The following is an 18,340-nucleotide window of genomic DNA, read 5'->3' on the forward strand; positions in this document are numbered from 1 at the left end:
TAGGAAACACATGTCGGGAGTCGATCGCGCAAAACTGATCAAAGAGCTGGCGGAAAGCGGATCTTCGATACATGATAATGACTTGGTTGCCCGCCTGCTGAATGCATTGACGGATAAAGTTTTTCTTTTGGATCGGCACATGCGTGTGGTCTGGATGAACGACGTGGCACGCCAGGCGGCTGTTATTGATATCGACAAGGAGATTTCGTCTTGGCCATGTCATGAAGTGTTTTTTCATCGCGGCGAACCCTGTCCATTTTGTCCGATACGCGATCTGAAACCAGAAAAAGAACCACTTGTTTTCAGCATGTGTGACGCGTCTGGAGTGGGGTGGGATATCGCGGCAATCCATGCACCGCAGGGAACTTTTGTGTCCGCAGGGAGAAATGACGGGTCATTCGGGATGGATGGACAAGCCCCTGCCGATTCTCCCAAAACAGACCCCGATGCGGTCAGAGCCCGTACCCATCGTCAACTCACGCGACTTCGGGAAACACTTCGTCGAGAAAAAGATACCCTGCTGGCTGCCTTGGAGAATTTACCGGTTCTGGCTGTGGTTTTGGGCCGGGATAACTTGCTGCTTTTTGCGAACAGCGCCTTTACGGCCATAACGGGATATACACTGGAAGACGTGCCGGATTTGGATACGTGGTTGATAAAGGCCTATCCCGATCCGACCTATCGGACATTTGTTCAATACGTATGGCAAGGCGATCGAAGTCAGGGGAAAAGTCGACGACGATTTACGATTCATCGGAAAGATGGCGAGGCGCGGTCCATCGATTTTCATATTATGTATCTTGCCGATGGCCGCAGCATTGTTTCAGGAAATGACGTCACGGATGCTCTTTTGGCCGAAGAAGCATTGAAAGAAAGTGAAACGCGTTTACGTTTGGCTCTCGAAGCAACTTCAGACGGTGTATTCGACTTTTATTTGACAACGGGGGCAATGTACACCAGCCCGGGATGGGTGGAGCGTTTGGGCTATGCCGCGTCGCAAGAGCAGGACCAGATTGAGTTCTGGAAATCATTGATTCATCCCGAGGACATGCATCGCGTGCAGAAGCTGTTTGCCGCACATGCATCTGGGGAAACAGCTTTTTTTCGATGTGAGATGCGCCTCAAAACCCGAGAAGGCGGCTGGCGCTGGACATTGTCTCGGGGGCGGGTGATGGAGTGGGATGAAGGACGCCCCACGCGTTTGGTCGGTTCGCACATGGATATCGAGGAGTACAAACGTACTGAAGCGGCCTTACGCGAGAGTGAGAAAAAGTATCGTGAGCTTTTCGAGCATATTTCGGGGGGGATTTTTCAAAGCACACCGGAAGGTCGTTTTCTCAATGCCAACCCGGCCATGGCTCGTATTCTTGGCTACGACAGCGTTGAGGACATTCTGCAAGTCGATGACCTCGCCAGGGTGATTTATGACGATTTGTTAGACCGGGAAGCCCTTATGCACATCTTAGAAGATTATAGTCGGGTGCAGGGGTATGAAGTGCGAGCAGTACGGAAGGATGGTCGGCATATTTGGTTATCTTTGACCGCTAATGCGGTGCGCGATGAGTCCGGCCGGTTTGTCCGAGTGGAAGGTATCGCTGAAGATGTCACGGCGAGACGACGAGCCGAAGATGAACGTATGCTGCTTGTTGCCGCCGTGGAGCAATCGGCCGAAGGTGTCGTCATCACCAATAGTATCTGGCAAGTCGAATATGCGAATCCGGCGTTTGGTGAAATCATTGGGGTCCACCCCAAAGATATTATCGGCCGCAATGTGTTTGCCTTGTCCAATGCCACGCCCGATCCATCTATGGAAGAGGCTATTCAGTCGGAAATCGAACTGCATGCCGAGTGGTCCGGACTTGTCCGAGGAAAACGTGACGCTCCATTTGTGGTGGAAACGGTTATTGCTCCGGTTCGTGACGATTTCGGTCGGGTCACTTCATATATTATACTGGCACGTGACGTCACGTATGAAGACCGGTTGGAAGACCGATTACGGCAAAGCCAAAAACTTGAAGCCATTGGTACGCTTGCTGGTGGCATTGCTCATGATTTCAACAATATTTTGACTCCGATCATTTTGAATACTGAAATTGCACTGTTTGATATCGATGAGGACGCCCCAATTCGTGGGCCGCTTGAGGATGTTATACGAGCAGGGGAACAAGCCCGCGACCTTATTAAGCAAATTTTGACGTTTAGTCGTCAGGGAGAAGAGGCGAGGCATCCCTTGTTTTTGGCGCCGGTCATCAAAGAAACGCTCAAGCTTATTCGAGCCAGTTTGCCACCGTCTGTAGAAATTGAGCAAGATCTTGATGACGCGGGGTATCAGGTTTTGGCAGGGCCGGCGCAGATACATCAAATCGTTATGAATCTCTGCACAAATGCCACGCATGCCATGGGATTACGCGGCGGAAGGTTGTCCTTGCGCTTGCAGCATAGAGACATTGTCAATCCGAAAACCCAAGCTCGTAGTCCCGAAGTGCGACCAGGAAGCTATTTATGTTTGGATGTGACCGATAGCGGTCATGGAATGAATTCGGATATCGTCGATCGCGTGTTTGAACCGTTTTTTACCACGAAGAAACCTGGTGAAGGTACGGGGATGGGGTTGGCTACGGTCCATGGCATTGTGAAATCGCTTGGCGGAGCGGTCTGGATAGAAAGCGAGTTGGATCAAGGGACAACCGTTCATATCTATTTCCCCGCGATATCAGCGACCAATGAAAGGCATGACCCCAAGCCGATCGACCCGCTGCCAAGAGGACGAGAACACATTCTTATTGTCGACGATCGGGGACATTCCTTGGCGTCGTGTTCCACCACGTTGGAACGACTGGGGTATACCGTGAGTGCGGTGAAAAATCCTGTTCGGGCCGCAGCCATGGTCCAGGCTGAGCCTGATGCGTTCGATCTATTGGTGACGGATCATCTCATGCCGGAGATGAACGGTTTTGAATTGGCGAAAAAAGTTCTGTCCATTCGCCCGGATTTACCGATTATCGTCCTGACAGGATTTACCGGACGTTTCCTGAAGGCCGATGTTATCGAACAAGGGCTGACGGATGTGGTTTATAAACCCGTCGCAGCTTCCCCGCTTGCAAAGGCGGTACGTGCGGCATTGGATCGAAGCCGTCGGCATGTGACCGGGAAAGGCAGAGTCCATGGGCATTATGATACGTTGTTTGATGGGAAATGATGCGATGAAAGTGCAGTGTATCGTATTTCTTTTTTTAGCGTGGCTTGTGGTTGGCCCTGTCGTCTGCCATGCGGGCATGAATGACTTGAAGCTGCAGGACAGTGAGACCGCGGGTGCCATGTCGACGAGCCGGCAATGTGTCGTCGTGACATCGTCTGGTTGGAAGCGTTCTCGTGGGCGGCTCATGGTGTTTCAACGCGATACGCTCACCGCTCCGTGGCGAATGGTCGCGGGACCGTATAATGTCATGTTGGGATTAGCTGGAATGGGATGGGGCGTCGGACGTCATGGGGTGGGGCGACCGGAGGGCCTGGATGGACCGGAGAAACGGGAAGGGGACTTGCGTTCTCCGGCTGGAGTGTTCGATCTGTCGTTCGTATTTGGAGAAACGCATCGTCCAGGATTGGCTATGCCGTTTGTTGCGACACATCAGGATATAGTGTGTGTCGATGATGGAGCGAGCCGCATGTATAATCGTTTCGCTCGTGCTTCGTCAGCAGACAAAGACTGGCGATCCAGTGAAAATATGATGCGGCCTGATGGACAATATCGATTGGGTGTTTTTGTTGAACATAATCCTTCTCCTGCAAAGCCGGGGATAGGGTCATGTATTTTTCTTCACGTTGTCTCGCCTTCCGGCCGTGGAACATCGGGATGTACCGCGATGACACAAGCCCAGCTTGAGCAGGTTGTCGAACGGCTTGACCCCGCGTTACATCCTGTGCTCGTTCAGTTGCCCATGGCAGTCTATACAACCTGGCAAGCTGTTTGGGCGAATGCACCACGTCTTCAATAAAAAACGTGACAATCTCAGGGGAAATTTCTAGTCTATACGATTCCCGATGTCTTGATGTCTCACGCCGCTTGTGCGGCGTTGTTGCATAATCGATATTTCATCCTTTCATTCCCCGAGTATATCACATGACGCGCTCATTACCGTCGCCTTTGTCCCCCGAACAACTTCGCGCCGCGTGCGCTTTGGATAGTCTGCCGGTGGCCGAAGGCTCTGTTGAAATTACTGGTCAACCGTTAGCCGCATTGCATCCTCGCGCAGCCACAGCGCTGAAAACAGCGCTCACCATCGACAGCCCGGAATACAATATTTATTTAGCTGGCGATCCTCATTTGGGCCGGACTCGGTTCCTCAAGGAATTTTTTGAACCAGTGGCGAAAGCCGCCCCGACACCGCCGGACTTCGTCTATGTTTATAATTTTGATGATCCGGACAAACCGAAAATTATTTCGCTCGATCCAGGGCAGGGCAAAGCACTGAAAGCCGAACTGGCGGAAGTGATAGACAACCTGCGTGAAGAGATCCCCATGCGGTTCGAACAAGAGTCTCATGTGGCCAAACAAAACATGCTTGCGAAAACCCATCAGACCATACGTGAAGATCTCCATGCAGAAATGGAAGATTTGGCGAGGGAAGAAGGGTTTAGCATGGACTTCGAGGAATCGGGAACGGTGACGTTGTATCCGGTTATCGAAGGCAAGGCTGTCGGGGGCGAGGATTTTGAACGCTTGCCTTCGGAAATGAAGAAGAGCTTGCGTGCCAAGATTGAAAATATGATGGATCAGTTCAGCGACATTATGCGTCGAGTGAACAAAGAAGATCGGGGATACCGCGAGCAAGAAAAACGTCTTGAACGCGACACGGCCGATCAGGTGCTGTCTGAATTTCTTGACCCGCTCATTGAACGGCATGGACACGTCAAGGACGCGGCGGAGTATTTCGAGGGATTACGGGAAGATATTCTCGATAATCTCGATGCGTTCTTGCCGCGTGGTGAGAGTGCTGCACAGAGCTTTGATCAAGCGCAGGCAGGTGATGACGTTCTGGATCGATACGAAATCAATGTTTTTGTCGATAACAGTCAGACGACGGGGGCTCCCGTTATTATCGAGGGGAATCCTGCCTATTTCAACCTTATGGGATCCATTGAGCGCGAATCTGAGATGGGGGCGCTCTTCACGTCATATCGGCTTATTAAGGCCGGTTCGTTACATAAAGCGCACGGTGGATATCTGATCATCAAGATTGATGATTTGCTGCGCCATCAAGGTTCTGCGTGGGAAGCACTGCTGCGTGCGTTGCGCTTGGGACGTTCTCCGGTGGAAGACCCGGCCGAGTCTGGGGAACAAACGCGGACCAAAACGATTGAACCCGAAGCCATGCCAGCCAAGGTACGGGTCATTCTTGTGGGGACGGACGAGGAGTACGAGTACTTATTGTACGGCGAAGAACGTTTCCGCAAATTGTTCAAGATCAAAGCACACATGCAGAATGATGTCGATCGGACGTCGGAAAATATTGGTCATATTCTGGCGGTGATCAATGGTATTTTGTCTTCGGACAAGCTGCTGCCATTCAGTCGCAAGGGACAAGCTGCACTTATCGAACATCTGTCGAGCATGGCCGATGACCAGGAAAAGCTGTCGCTGCATTTCCCGTTGTTGCGGGAATTGTTGATTGAAGCTTCGGCAATCGCTGCGGGACAACAAAAGGCTGCTGTTGATGACGTCGATGTGGAGACGGCACGCCGGGCCGCGCTGTTCCGGAATGATTTGTTTCAAGAAGAATTTTTGAGTGAATATGACCGTGAGATGATCAAGGTCTCCACCACGGGCCAAGCCATTGGTCGGGTGAACGGGTTGGCCGTGCGTATGTTCGGTGATCATGCGTTCGGGTTGCCGCACCAGATTGCCTGTACCGTCGGCGTGGGGCATGGCGGCATCCTCGATTTGGAACGAGAAGCTGAGCTTGGCGGGCCGATCCATACCAAGGCCATGATGATCTTGAAGAGCTATCTCATTAGCTTGTTTGCGCGAGACAAACCGCTGGTGCTCACCGGTGCGCTCTGCTTCGAGCAAAGCTACGTGGAAGTGGAAGGCGACTCGGCATCGGGAGCGGAACTGGCGGCGTTGCTGTCGGCGTTAGCGGAACGGCCAATTCATCTTGGGTTTGCGTTTACCGGCGCTGTCAGCCAGTCGGGCGCTATTCTGGCGGTCGGCGGGGTGAATCAGAAGATCGAAGGCTTTTTCGCGGTCTGTAAACGCCGCGGCCTGACGGGCTCACAAGGAGTGCTGATTCCGAAAGATAATGTGGTGAACCTTATGCTGCATCCGGATGTTATCGATGCCGTCAAGGCAGGACAGTTCCATATCTATCCGGTGGAAAACATCGAACAGGCGATGGAATTGTTGACCGGTCTGCCCGCCGGCCTTGATCCCCATAGGCCGGGCCTCTTCGCGCTGGATAGCCTCTATGCGTTGGTTGATGAACGCCTCACCCGCCTGGCCCAACTCGCCGTCAAATGGGATCGCGGCAATCGCAACACTCTCTAACCGGCTTCGGCCGGAAGAGAAATAGGGACAGGCAAATTATGTTGACGTGGTTGGGGTATTACGGCAGGGTGTTGCTTGCTTTAACGTCATGTGTCTCGTCCGCGTTCCCATTTAATGCATTTGAGGACTGTCATTATGCCGCGCCTTGCTCGTCTGGTTTGTGATGATCAACCGACCGTTTATCATGTCATGTCTCGTACGGCATTGGACGGTTTCCCCCTTGGCAATGCTGAGAAGGAATTCCTCCTGCAATGTATTACTCGATTTGCCGCCGTGTATTTTGCCGAAGTGCTTGGCTTTTGCATTATGGGAAATCATTTTCATTTACTTGTACGCATGATGCCAGCCGAAATGATGACCGATGATGACGTGGTACAGCGGTATCATCTTGTCTATGGGCCGGATGCTCCTGTGACGGCGGCGAGTCTGGAGCGATGCCGGAGGAAATGGGCGAGTCTTTCCGAGTTCATGCGTGAGGTAAAGCAAACGTTTTCAAGGTATTACAATAAACGGCATGATCGACGTGGATATTTTTGGGGGGAGCGCTTCAAAAGCGTTGTTGTTCAGGATGGTCGGACGTTGGTTCATTGTTTGGCGTATATTGATCTCAACCCCATCCGTGCCGGGTTGGTGCAACGACCTGAAGATTATCGATGGAGCTCCATCGGACATCATGCGCAGACTGGCAATGTTGACGGCTTGCTCAGCCTTGATTTTGGTTTGGCTGATTGGGATATTGAGGACATAAACGAACGCCTTGTTCTCTACCGTCGCTTTCTTTACGAAACCGGCGCACTTGATTCCGTTCATGGCAAATCTTTGGCTTCGCATATTGTTGAGCGGGCTCGATCCGAAGGATATGTGTATACTCGAGTTGATCGAATGCTCTTGCGAACGCGCTGGTTTACAGACAGTGGCGTTATCGGCAGCAAAGAGTTCGTGACGGCGTTACTTGGGAGGGTTTCCCACACGAAAGGCCGGAAACGTTTTCCTCGTAAAATTGACGGATTAGAATTTTACGCGATGAAACGATTGGTAGAAGAATTCTAATCCTCATCAAGATAGACTCGAATTGAGATCTTTTCCAGAATATTCTTCATTTACTTTTTCCTTTCGCTTGATGTTGTATCCCTTCCTCGTTTTGTAAGACGTATCGGTTTTTATTTTCCTGAAAATTGCTTCAGTTTTTCGCAGAATATCTATTCTAACTCCAAAGCGTTCTGCGCAGATGCATTTGCTTATCAAACGGGCATCTCCCTTTCCTCGAATACATAATTCGCCTGTCCCCTTAAAGTTGTCAGCATCAAACGCGAGATTTCTTTTGCGCTGAGATGCGATATGAGGGTAGAAACACGACAATTGGTATTGAAGTTCAACGCTCTTGAAGGATCGACCATGGAATTGATCGAACTGGGTAAAGCGCCCATTGCCGGAGATTCTCCTGTTGGTGAAGACATCCGTTACGACCCGACTTACGATGAATTGCAAACTGAAATCGGGAAGCTTTCCGATGCCACCTCAGGTGGTGTTATTGACTGGAAGCGCGTTATTGAAATGTCTACCGATATTTTATCAAATAAATCAAAAGATTTACTCGTTACTGTCTACTTGGCCGAAGCCCTTGTGCAAACCGAGAATTTTGACGGCATGATGACGGGTTCTACAATCTTACGTGATCTTGTCGTTACGTATTGGGATGGTATGTTTCCGGCCAAGAAGCGGAAGCGAGGGCGCATCAATGCCATAAGCTGGTGGCTTGACCATATGAATGCGTTCACGGAAAATTATCATGGCGACGAGCTTCCCCATGATACCGTGGCCACAATTACCGACAATGTGAACGCTTTGGACGAAGCGTTGAGTGCGGGATACGATGACATGCCGCCGCTACTCCCCTTGCTCAACCGGTTGGGGAATCTTCCTGTTTCGGCTCCGCCTCCGCCACCAGAGCCTGAGCCGGCTCCACAGGAGGCTGCAACCGAGGGGGCTGACTCGGCTCCCGCAGAGGCTTCGACTACCGCGACGCCATCAGCTCCGGCACGACCATCAACGCCTGCTCCTGCTGCCGCACCAGCGTCTGCACCTGCGGAATCGGCTGGTCCGATTGCGTCGGATAGCGATGCTGATCACGCTGCCGCCGAAGCGTTGGGACGTCTTGTCGATGTCGCGCAGTATTATCTTAACAAAATCCCAGCCTCGCCTTCCCCATACCGATTGATACGCCTGGCAGCTTGGATGCCGGTAAAGGGATTGCCGCCGGCCGAAGACGGGAAAACCATGCTTCCTCCACCAGAGGCGGCGGTTCTTTCTTCTATTAAAACGCTTTTGTCCTCCGGTAATTTTCAGGGTGCGCTCGAAGCGTCGGAGTCACGAATTACCCAATATCGTTTTTGGCTCGATTTGACCCGGTTGTCGGCGCAGGCGCTGGAAAACATGGGGCCGGTATTTGCCCCGGCGCTCAATGGGATCAAGATTGAAACCATGTTGTATGTTGAACGGCTGAAAGGAGTGGAGAATCTTAGCTTTAATGACGGAACCCCGTTTGCCGATGCCGATACGAAAGCCTGGTTGAAAACTTTGAGTCTGGCCAATGGAGATGCTGCAACCCCGTCCGGGGGGGATGACTTGGAACAGTCTGTGGCCGAAGGATTTAATGAGGCCAAAAAATTGTTGCGCAGCCAAAAGGGGCCGGAAGCGTTGGCTTTATTGCAAGCCAAACGTGCAGCCGGTGCATCGGGTCGAGAACGATTGTTGTGGACGATCAACGTTGCCCGGGCGTTGTTTCTGCTTGGGCAGAATAGTTTGGCTGGACCATTGCTCGATGAAATCGTTGAAGTCATTGATGCGCATGATTTGGAACGGTTTGATCCTGCTTTGGCTCTGCGTGGATTGTTGGCAGTTCATGAAGGTGTCAGTGCCGGTCAGGATGATGAGGCTAAAACAAAGACGGTATCGGTATTGATGCGCATTACGAAGATCGCACCAGCGGAAGCCATTAAGATTGGTTTCCCAACGTAAAATAAGGGTTTAATGCAAAAGAAAACTTTTTTCTCTGCAATGTTTCTCATAAATATCACAATGAAGCGTTGACAGAGCTCTCAAAAACGGATTTATATTCTGCTAGTATTGATAAAAAGTGGCATTTCTCCTGCGAATCGAAAACATGAGGTGAAGCATGGCCAAGGAAGCTTCCGTCGCCCCCAAAGAGCGAGTCAACATTACGTACAAACCCGACACCGGTGATGCCAAGGAAGAGGTGGAACTGCCTTTGAAGCTCCTGGTGTTGAGTGATTTCACACTGCGTCAAGATGATAGGACTGTTGAAGATCGGGAACCTATCGCTATCGATAAAGACAACTTTAACGATGTCCTGAAAGCGCAGAATCTTGACCTCAAACTTACAGTTCCCAACAAGATTTCTGAAGCCAAAACCGAAGATGGTCAGGAAGAAGAAATGGCCGTCGATTTGAAATTTGATTCCATAAATGACTTCAAGCCCGATGCCATTGTGCAGAAGGTTCCTGAATTGAAAAAGATGATGGAATTACGCGAAGCCCTGAAAGCCCTCAAGGCACCGCTTGGCAACGTCCCTGAGTTTCGAAAGAAGATTCAGGAACTTGTCTCGGATGAAAGCATGCGTGAAAAGCTTCTGAAAGAAATGGGTATCGAGGACAAGGAGTAGAATACGACCATGACCGACGAACAAGTCAAACAAGAGCAGCAAGCCCAACCTGCGGAAGCCACGGCCGGCAGCCTGTTGGACGATATTGTTCAGGCGACGAAGCTGAAGCCGACGGACGAGTATTATGATGTCACCAAAAAAGGCTTGCAGGCCTTTTTGGAAGAAATGACAAAACCGGACCGGAAAGCCGAACGTATTTCCGGTGCCGCCGTAGACGATATGATTGCCCAAATCGATAAGAAATTATCGTCGCAAGTCGATCAAATTTTGCACAATCGAGACTTCCAGAAGCTCGAATCTGCGTGGCGTTCTCTTAGATATCTCGTCGATCACACGGATTTTCGCCAGAATATCAAGATTGATATCATGAACGTTACCAAGCAGGACTTGCTTGATGACTTCGAAGATTCGCCGGAAGTTCCAAAGTCCGGTTTGTATCGACGGGTATACACGGCGGAATATGGCCAATTCGGCGGTCAACCTTACGGCGCCATGGTTGCGAACTTTGATTTCGGCCCCGGCCCGCAAGATATCAAATTGCTGCAATATGTCGCGAGCGTCGCAACGATGTCGCATGCTCCCTTCATCGCCGCGACCAGTAAAGAATTTTTCGGCATTGACGATTGGTCCAAACTGCCTGATCTCAAAGATCTGCATTCCATTTTCGAGATGCCGCAATATACGAAGTGGAACTCCTTCCGCGAATCCGAAGATGCACGAAACGTCAGCTTAACTTTACCGCGTTTTCTGTTGCGCTTGCCGTATGGACCGGAAACTGATCCGGCAAAGACCTTCAACTATCAGGAAGATGTGGCCGGTAGTACTGACGACTTTGCTTGGGGCAACACCGCCTTTGCCTTGGCCGCTCGACTGACCGACAGCTTTGCCAAATATCGCTGGTGTACGAATATCATTGGTCCTCAGGGCGGTGGAGCGGTTGAAGATTTACCCCTGTACCAGTTTGAGGCCATGGGCGCCATTCAGACGAAGATTCCTACAGAAGTGCTTATTTCCGAACGGCGGGAATTCGAACTGGCCGAAGAAGGGTTTGTCGCTCTCACCATGCGCAAAGGCAGTGACAATGCCGCTTTCTTCTCTGCCAACTCCTGTCAGAAGCCGAAATTCTTTGGTACATCCAAGGAAGGCAAGGACGCGGAACTCAATTACAAGCTGTCCACACAATTGCCGTATATGATGATCGTCAACCGGCTGGCCCATTACATCAAGGTCATTCAGCGCGAAAATATCGGCACTTGGAAAGAACGACAAGATCTTGAATCTGAACTGAATAAATGGATCAGCCAATACGTTACGGAAATGGACAATCCCGACCCGTCCGTACGGTCTCGTCGGCCGTTACGTATGGCACAGATCGACGTTAAGAATGTGGAAGGCGATCCAGGCTGGTACAGTGTATCACTGAAGGTCCGCCCCCACTTCAAATACATGGGCGCCAACTTTACGCTGTCTCTTGTCGGCAAGCTCGACAAGCAATAGCAAATTTGAGCGACCATTGTCCGCGAAAGAATACGGGCCCATTGTTTCGCGGAACGTTTCGTTGCATCGTTTGTTTACGACAACCCATTCCTTCCCAGGAGGAACAGCATGGCTCTTACCGCGTATATGAAGGTCACCGGAAAGTCCCAAGGTCAAATCAAAGGCGACTGCACGCAGTCCGATTCCAACAAGAAAGATAACATTCTCGTTTACGATATCTCTCATACGATTGAAATTCCCAAGGACACCCATACCGGTCTGCCCACTGGTCAGCGTATTCACCATCCGCTCATCGTCATCACGCACGTCGGCCCGCAGAGCCCTAAACTGCTGAAATCGCTGTGTACCGGCGAACAGTGCACCGTAAATCTCTACTACTTCCGTATTAAAGATACGGGGGAAGAAGAAAACTACTTTAACGTCGAACTCGACGAAGCCATTATTGTGCAGAAGAAACACTTCACCCCCACGACGTTTCTTCCGGACAACAAACCCTATCATGATATGGAAGAGATTCAGTTTACGTATTCGAAGATTACTCATACCTACACAGATGGGAACATCGAATACACGGATTCGTGGAAAGATTCTTAGGCCGATGCTGCCCGTAGGCCGGTGTGTACCGACCTACGGGCTAATTCTTGTTGGAGACGAGAGACGACATGCATGAACTGCGTCTTTTGGAACGGATCCGAGACTTCGAAAAAAATACAACTCGTTCAGGTGAGATCGACCCACAACGTCTTCTCCAGTCGGTTATGCGGCATTTGCAAAAGCTGCTCAATACGCGACAAGGGTCTGTGCCGATCGATCCGGAATATGGGCTTGCCGACTTTACGGATTTGGCAACGAATTTCGGTACTGACATCATGCAAGAGCTTGAAGAAAATATCTCTATGGCCATCATGCGGTATGAACCACGCCTTGCCGATGTCGATGTCGAGTTTGATCGAGACCCTGCCGATGCCTTGTCCTTGCGTTTCAAGATCAAAGGCCGTATCGCCGTAGAAAGTCTTAAAACCCCGGTTGTGTTTGAATCCGTCGTTCAGTCCGACGGCAAAATTTCTATCATGAGCTAGGCCGTGTCGTTATGATCTCAAATTATTATCAGCAGGAACTTTACCACCTCAAAGAACTCGCCGTCGAATTCTCTAAAGCTCACCCTGCCTTGGCTCCCTTGCTTTCCGGACCGGGATCGGATCCGGACGTTGAACGATTGCTTGAAGGAACAGCTTTTCTCACCGGGCTTGTACGCGAAAAGCTCGACGATGAATTTCCCGAAATCGTTCATAACCTGCTGCGCATCATTTTTCCGCATTATTTGCGGCCTATCCCATCTGCAACCGTTATTCAATTCACCCCGAAGCCAGGGCTCATGGAAATTCTTCATGTTCCCAAGGGGGCGGCCATTGCGTCGGTACCGGTCGACGACACGCGATGTGTGTTCACCACATGTTATGATGTTGATATTCATCCCTTGCGTATTACCGGCGTCAATTTGGAAAAATCTCTGGGCAAAAAGCCGCGTCTTCGTCTTTCTTTTGAACTGACGGGGATATCCTTGACCGAATGGGAACCGAAGTCTTTACGACTTCTCATCGGTGGAAGCTTGGCCGAAGCCTCGGATCGGTATCGGCTGTTATTGACTGAAGCCCGAGAGGTTCGGATTGCTGCTGGCGAAACCGGCGATGTCCTCACCTTGCCCGGTTCGTGTCTCAAGCCGGTCGGTTTTGCTGATGAAGACGCTTTGTTTCCCTATCCTCCAAATTCGTTCCCCGGATTCCGATTGTTGCAGGAATATTTTGTCATGCCGCATAAATTCCTGTTCATCGACATTACCGGACTGGATAAGTGGAAAAACAAAGGGAAGGGATCGAGCTTTAGCATTTCCATCACACTGGATGCACTGCCGCAAAATGCGCCTGATTTTAAACAGGGCCATTTCATCCTGTCCGCCACTCCGGCCGTCAATCTTTTCAAGCACGGGGCCGAACCGATTTTGCTTGATCATAAGCGGACGTATTACCGGGTGAGGCCAAGCGATCAGCATATCAACAACTACCAGGTGTATGATATCAAAAACGTGGTCGGCTTCATCCAGGGGACGGTGAAGCAGCGAAAATACGTTGCGTTTGAGATGTTTCGTCCGAGAAGTGACGATGTTGCCGTTTATCAAGTCTCGCAACGCAATTCGGCAACCGATGACTCCATGGCGCTTAATCTGTCCGTTGCGTATCCACCAGATGCGCCTGCGCCGGTCCCGGAAACGCTTTCCATAGAACTTTTATGCACCAATTTTCGATTGCCTGAGAGTCTTCAAGTCGGTGATATCAATCAACCGACGGAAACATCTCCTTCACTGACCGATTTCAAAAATATCTCGCAGCCGTCGGCAGCCGTTCAGCCGCCACTTGGTCGAGAACTGCTCTGGCGCCTATTGTCGCACATCTCTTTGAATTATTTACCTATTGCGAACGCCGAGAACCTCAAAGCGCTCTTGAGGTTGTATATTTTTCCGGATACCCGGGATCGGGCGTCGGTGGTTGCGAACAACAAACGCGTTGACGGTGTTCTCGAACTGCGTTCCATTCTCAATGAGCGTATTCTTCGGGGGCATATCATGCGGGGAAATATCATTGAGCTGACCCTGTCCAGCCAGAATTTTGCCAGTTTGGGCGATATGTATTTATTTGGGTCTGTGCTTGATACCTTTTTCGGCAGCTATTCGAGCTTGAACAGCTTTACGCAATTCAAAATTATCGACCATCATACCGGTGAGAGTTACGAATGGCCGCTACGGACGGGCGATCGCCCGCTGATTTAAAATCGATTCAGGAAGATCTGCTCGCCGATCCAGCCAGATATTCCTTTTTTCAATCCATACGGCTTTTGAGTTATTTTTTTCAAAAGCAGTATGGCATGGATGCGGCCGAGCGGTTTCTGAAGGATAATCTTCGGGTACGCCCTCAGTTGTCGCTGTCGTTTCCCGGCACCGATATTGTCGACATTTCGCGTGAATCGGCCGAAAACGGCCATGATCTGTATCACCTCACAGCGACGTTCCTTGGTCTTTACGGTGCATCCTCACCCTTACCGACGTGGTACACCGAGGATTTGCTTGATGAAGCCACGGAAGATTCGTCGGTCACTCGTGATTTTCTCGATATCATCAATATTCCGTTTTACCCGCTGCTTGCGCAAGCTTGGTCGAAATATCGGCTCTTCATGCAGGTTGCAGGCAAACTTGATGCAGAAAACATTCAGCGGTTGTACTGTCTTCTCGGATACGGATTGCCCGAATTGCGGCATGAAGTGTCCAATATGTACCGCATGCCGCGCTATATCGGGCTGTTCACACAATGGCCACGCTCGGCAACCGGTCTCAAAACGCTTATTTCAGACGCGTTGGGAGGCATTCCGGTCAAAGTGGTGCCCAATATTATACGAAAGGTGAAGATTCCTCACAGTCAACGTCTACATGTTGGTGTTCAGGGACATCAACTCGGGGAAGATGCCTATCTTGGGGAAGAATTGTCTGATCGCATGACGCGTTTTCGGCTTGTCATCGGTCCTGTCGATGACGAAAAATATCATGCTTGTCTGCCCGACTCCTCGAAGTATTCCTGGGTTCGGGAACTGACCAGGCTCTACCTGCTCAATCCGCTGGACTGCGTGCTGACGCTTCGCCTCAAAAACAGCGACGCCCGCCCGGCCCAATTGGGCGCAAACAAATGGTCTCAACTGGGGTATGATACCTGGGTTTTCTCGCAAAAACCGCCAGAACGCCCAGAGGCGGTCTTTCACATGAATCTTTACGAGGTGCACACATGATCAATGTCGACATGAAGTCCCTTTTGATGAAGCTCAATGGGTTTTGCGCCACCAGCCTGCAAAACGCGGCCGGACTGTGCGTATCGCGCACCAACTATGAAGTGATGGTCGAGCATTTTTTTCTGAAATGTCTCGAAACGCCGGGCAGCGATATGCCGCTTATCCTTAAACGATTCGAAATCGATCCGGGACGGCTCATGCAGGCATTGACCGCCTCATTGGAAGACATCAAGACCGGGAATGCGGGGAAACCTACATTTTCTCCGTTATTGATCGAACTTTTCGAATCGGCTTGGCTTGTCAACTCCATTGATTTGACGGAAGCCAAAATCCGTTCGGGTGGCGTACTCATGGCATTCCTGTCCAAGCCGACCTTTTTCAGTTCCGGGCTTTGGGTCGATATCATCAAAGCGGTCAATCTCCAGACGTTGAAAGACGAATTTTTCACCATCGTGAAAACATCGCAGGAAAAAGCCGTTCACGCGACCGCCGCACCTGGAGAAGGCGAGACGCCTTCGGGAGAAGATACGTTTATTGGTCGCTATTGCCAGGATTTTACAGCCAAAGCGCGTGAAGGCAACATTGATCCCGTGTTTGGCCGTGACCACGAGATTCGACAAATTGTCGATGTGTTGGGACGACGCCGGAAGAACAATCCTATTCTGGTCGGTGAACCCGGTGTTGGGAAAACCGCCGTTATCGAAGGCTTGGCATTACGCATTACGCAAAACGATGTGCCAGAAATGCTGAGTGGCGTGACGTTGCTCGGTCTCGATATGGGGGCACTTGAGGCCGGTGCCGGGATGAAGGGAGAGTTTGAAAATCGGCTCAAGGGAGTACTTAATGAGATCAAAGCTTCAGAAAAGCCGATTGTTCTCTTCATTGACGAAGCCCATACACTTGTCGGTGCGGGGGGGGCTGCCGGTGGATCGGATGCTGCCAACTTGCTCAAGCCGGCGTTGGCACGTGGGGAGCTGAAGACCTGCGCGGCCACGACCTGGAGTGAATACAAAAAATATTTCGAGAAGGATCCGGCGTTGGCTCGTCGTTTTCAACTCATCAAGCTGGCTGAACCTGATGTCAAAACGGCCACGATCATCTTGCAGGGCTTGAAGGATATGTTCGAAAAAGCCCACGGCGTCGTCATGCGCAACGATGCCATAGAATCCGCGGCCATCTTTGCCGACAAGTACATTACGGGCCGGTTCTTGCCGGATAAAGCCATTGACCTGCTCGATACGGCCGGCGCTCGCGTCAAGATCAATCTGACGGACAAACCGTCCAGCTTGGAAGACCTGGAACGATCCATTCAGGCTAAAGAACGCGTGAAAAAGACGTTGGAACGCGACCGTGACGACGGGGTTAAGATCGACGAAGATGAACTGAGCGATGTGCTCGCCGCCATTGATGATTTGACGGCCAAGGCCGAAGCCTTACGAGCGCGCTGGCTGGCCGAAAAGGACGCCGTCAAGGCGTTGCTTGATATCCGTACTCAGATTCATGGATTGACTGAAGATACCGCCGACCAGAAAGCCGATCTGGAAAAACAACTTGCCGAAGCTGAAAGTGCGCTGGCGGAAACACGAAAAGACGGACAGCTCATTCAGATTGAAGTGAATCCCGATGTCATCGGGCAGATTGTTTCCGACTGGACAGGCATCCCGCTCGGTAAAGTCCAACGTGACGAGTCCAAAACCATTCTCAACCTGGAAGAGCGTCTGAAAACGCGCATCAAAGGTCAGGATCAGGCCTTAGCCGTCGTGACCAAGGTCATTCAATCGGCAAAATCGGGTATCAAGAATCCCAATCAACCGCTTGGCGTTTTTCTCCTTGTCGGTCCTTCCGGGGTCGGGAAGACCGAAACGGGCTTGTCATTGGCTGATCTGTTGTTCGGTGGAGAAAAGAATATCGTCACCATCAACATGAGCGAATTCAAGGAATCGCACACCGTGTCCCGCCTCATCGGGTCGCCTCCGGGATATGTCGGATATGGCGAAGGTGGTATGCTGACGGAAGCGGTTCGGCAGCAACCATATTCGGTGGTTTTGCTCGACGAAGTGGAAAAAGCCCACTTGTCGGTCATGGAATTGTTCTACCAGGTCTTTGACAAGGGCATGCTGGCCGATGGGGAAGGCAAGGATATCAACTTCAAGAATACGGTCATTATTCTTACGTCAAACCTTGGATCGGATGTCATTCAGGAGATGACCAAAGACGGCGAAATGCCCATGGATGCCCTGATGGGGGCTCTGCGGCCCATCTTGTCGCAGCATTTCAAACCGGCGCTGTTGGCGCGTATGACGATTGCGCCGTATTATGATCTCAATCCCGACGCCATGAAAGGCATTACCGTGCTCAAGCTGAATAAGCTCAAGCAAACGCTTCTGGAAAACAACAAGATGACGTTGACCTGGGGCGATGCTGTTGTGGATCAAATCACGGCTCGATGCACGGAGACCGAAACCGGTGCCCGCAATATTGAGTATATCCTCAATGGCAATGTGTTGCCCAAGCTGTCGCAGACCATTCTTGAGCATCTCAGCGAAGGGCAGATGCCGGCTAAAGCCCATATTGATGTGTCCGACGATGGCTCTTTTATCTTCAGCTTTGATGACACACCGTCTGCGGCTGTCCAGCCTGCCGCTGATGACACTGCCGACGCAAGCTGATCCAGCTGCATGAACGAACTCGCCAAAGCATGACCGCACGGAAGGCGAGCGTTTCGGAAGACAAATGAAAACCGCGGTCCGGGGGATGTGCCTCCGGACCGCGGTTTATTGCCAGAA

At 51.0% G+C, this 18,340-nt stretch carries 12 protein-coding genes; all 12 read left to right on the forward strand.

The features are described from left to right. Positions 1 to 10 precede the first annotated feature (10 nt). On the forward strand, positions 11 to 3,199 hold the full coding sequence (locus tag G451_RS32270) for a hybrid sensor histidine kinase/response regulator (protein ID WP_051261110.1): 3,189 nt from the start codon (positions 11 to 13) through the stop codon (positions 3,197 to 3,199). Positions 3,200 to 3,203: 4 nt separating this feature from the next. Then, the gene (locus G451_RS27475; RefSeq protein ID WP_156921502.1) at positions 3,204 to 3,995 is read left to right on the forward strand and encodes a L,D-transpeptidase family protein; all 792 of its coding nucleotides are present in this window, start codon (positions 3,204 to 3,206) and stop codon (positions 3,993 to 3,995) included. A 125-nt stretch (positions 3,996 to 4,120) separates the two neighbouring features. After that, a complete protein-coding gene (locus G451_RS0104120) occupies positions 4,121 to 6,544 on the forward strand; it encodes a Lon protease family protein (RefSeq protein WP_027183266.1) in 2,424 nt (807 codons plus the stop codon). Between the two features lie 135 nt (positions 6,545 to 6,679). Next, a complete protein-coding gene (locus G451_RS0104125) occupies positions 6,680 to 7,594 on the forward strand; it encodes a transposase (RefSeq protein WP_027183267.1) in 915 nt (304 codons plus the stop codon). Between the two features lie 288 nt (positions 7,595 to 7,882). Continuing rightward, positions 7,883 to 9,562 carry a type VI secretion system protein TssA gene (tssA, locus tag G451_RS0104130; RefSeq protein ID WP_084448359.1) on the forward strand — a complete coding sequence of 560 codons (1,680 nt, stop codon included), beginning with the start codon at positions 7,883 to 7,885 and terminating at the stop codon, positions 9,560 to 9,562. A gap of 157 nt (positions 9,563 to 9,719) precedes the next feature. After that, on the forward strand, positions 9,720 to 10,226 hold the full coding sequence (gene tssB / locus G451_RS0104135) for a type VI secretion system contractile sheath small subunit (RefSeq protein ID WP_027183269.1): 507 nt from the start codon (positions 9,720 to 9,722) through the stop codon (positions 10,224 to 10,226). Positions 10,227 to 10,235: 9 nt separating this feature from the next. Beyond that, on the forward strand, positions 10,236 to 11,723 hold the full coding sequence (tssC, locus tag G451_RS0104140; RefSeq protein ID WP_027183270.1) for a type VI secretion system contractile sheath large subunit: 1,488 nt from the start codon (positions 10,236 to 10,238) through the stop codon (positions 11,721 to 11,723). Positions 11,724 to 11,831: 108 nt separating this feature from the next. After that, positions 11,832 to 12,317 (forward strand): type VI secretion system tube protein TssD, encoded by a 486-nt coding sequence (gene tssD, locus G451_RS0104145; protein ID WP_027183271.1) that lies wholly within the window; start codon positions 11,832 to 11,834, stop codon positions 12,315 to 12,317. Between the two features lie 68 nt (positions 12,318 to 12,385). Continuing rightward, complete coding sequence (gene tssE / locus G451_RS0104150; protein WP_027183272.1) at positions 12,386 to 12,802, forward strand: type VI secretion system baseplate subunit TssE; 417 nt, start codon at positions 12,386 to 12,388, stop codon at positions 12,800 to 12,802. Between the two features lie 11 nt (positions 12,803 to 12,813). Next, positions 12,814 to 14,547 (forward strand): type VI secretion system baseplate subunit TssF, encoded by a 1,734-nt coding sequence (gene tssF / locus G451_RS0104155; protein ID WP_027183273.1) that lies wholly within the window; start codon positions 12,814 to 12,816, stop codon positions 14,545 to 14,547. After that, positions 14,511 to 15,554 carry a type VI secretion system baseplate subunit TssG gene (gene tssG / locus G451_RS27480; protein ID WP_051261112.1) on the forward strand — a complete coding sequence of 348 codons (1,044 nt, stop codon included), beginning with the start codon at positions 14,511 to 14,513 and terminating at the stop codon, positions 15,552 to 15,554. Before tssF ends, tssG begins: the two co-directional genes overlap by 37 nt. After that, positions 15,551 to 18,223, forward strand: coding sequence for a type VI secretion system ATPase TssH (gene tssH, locus G451_RS27485; RefSeq protein WP_051261113.1), 2,673 nt, complete (start codon positions 15,551 to 15,553; stop codon positions 18,221 to 18,223). The genes tssG and tssH overlap by 4 nt, the downstream gene beginning before the upstream one ends. The last annotated feature ends 117 nt before the right edge of the window (positions 18,224 to 18,340 follow it).

This window comes from Desulfovibrio inopinatus DSM 10711, assembly GCF_000429305.1.
Classification (GTDB): domain Bacteria; phylum Desulfobacterota; class Desulfovibrionia; order Desulfovibrionales; family Desulfovibrionaceae; genus Alteridesulfovibrio; species Alteridesulfovibrio inopinatus.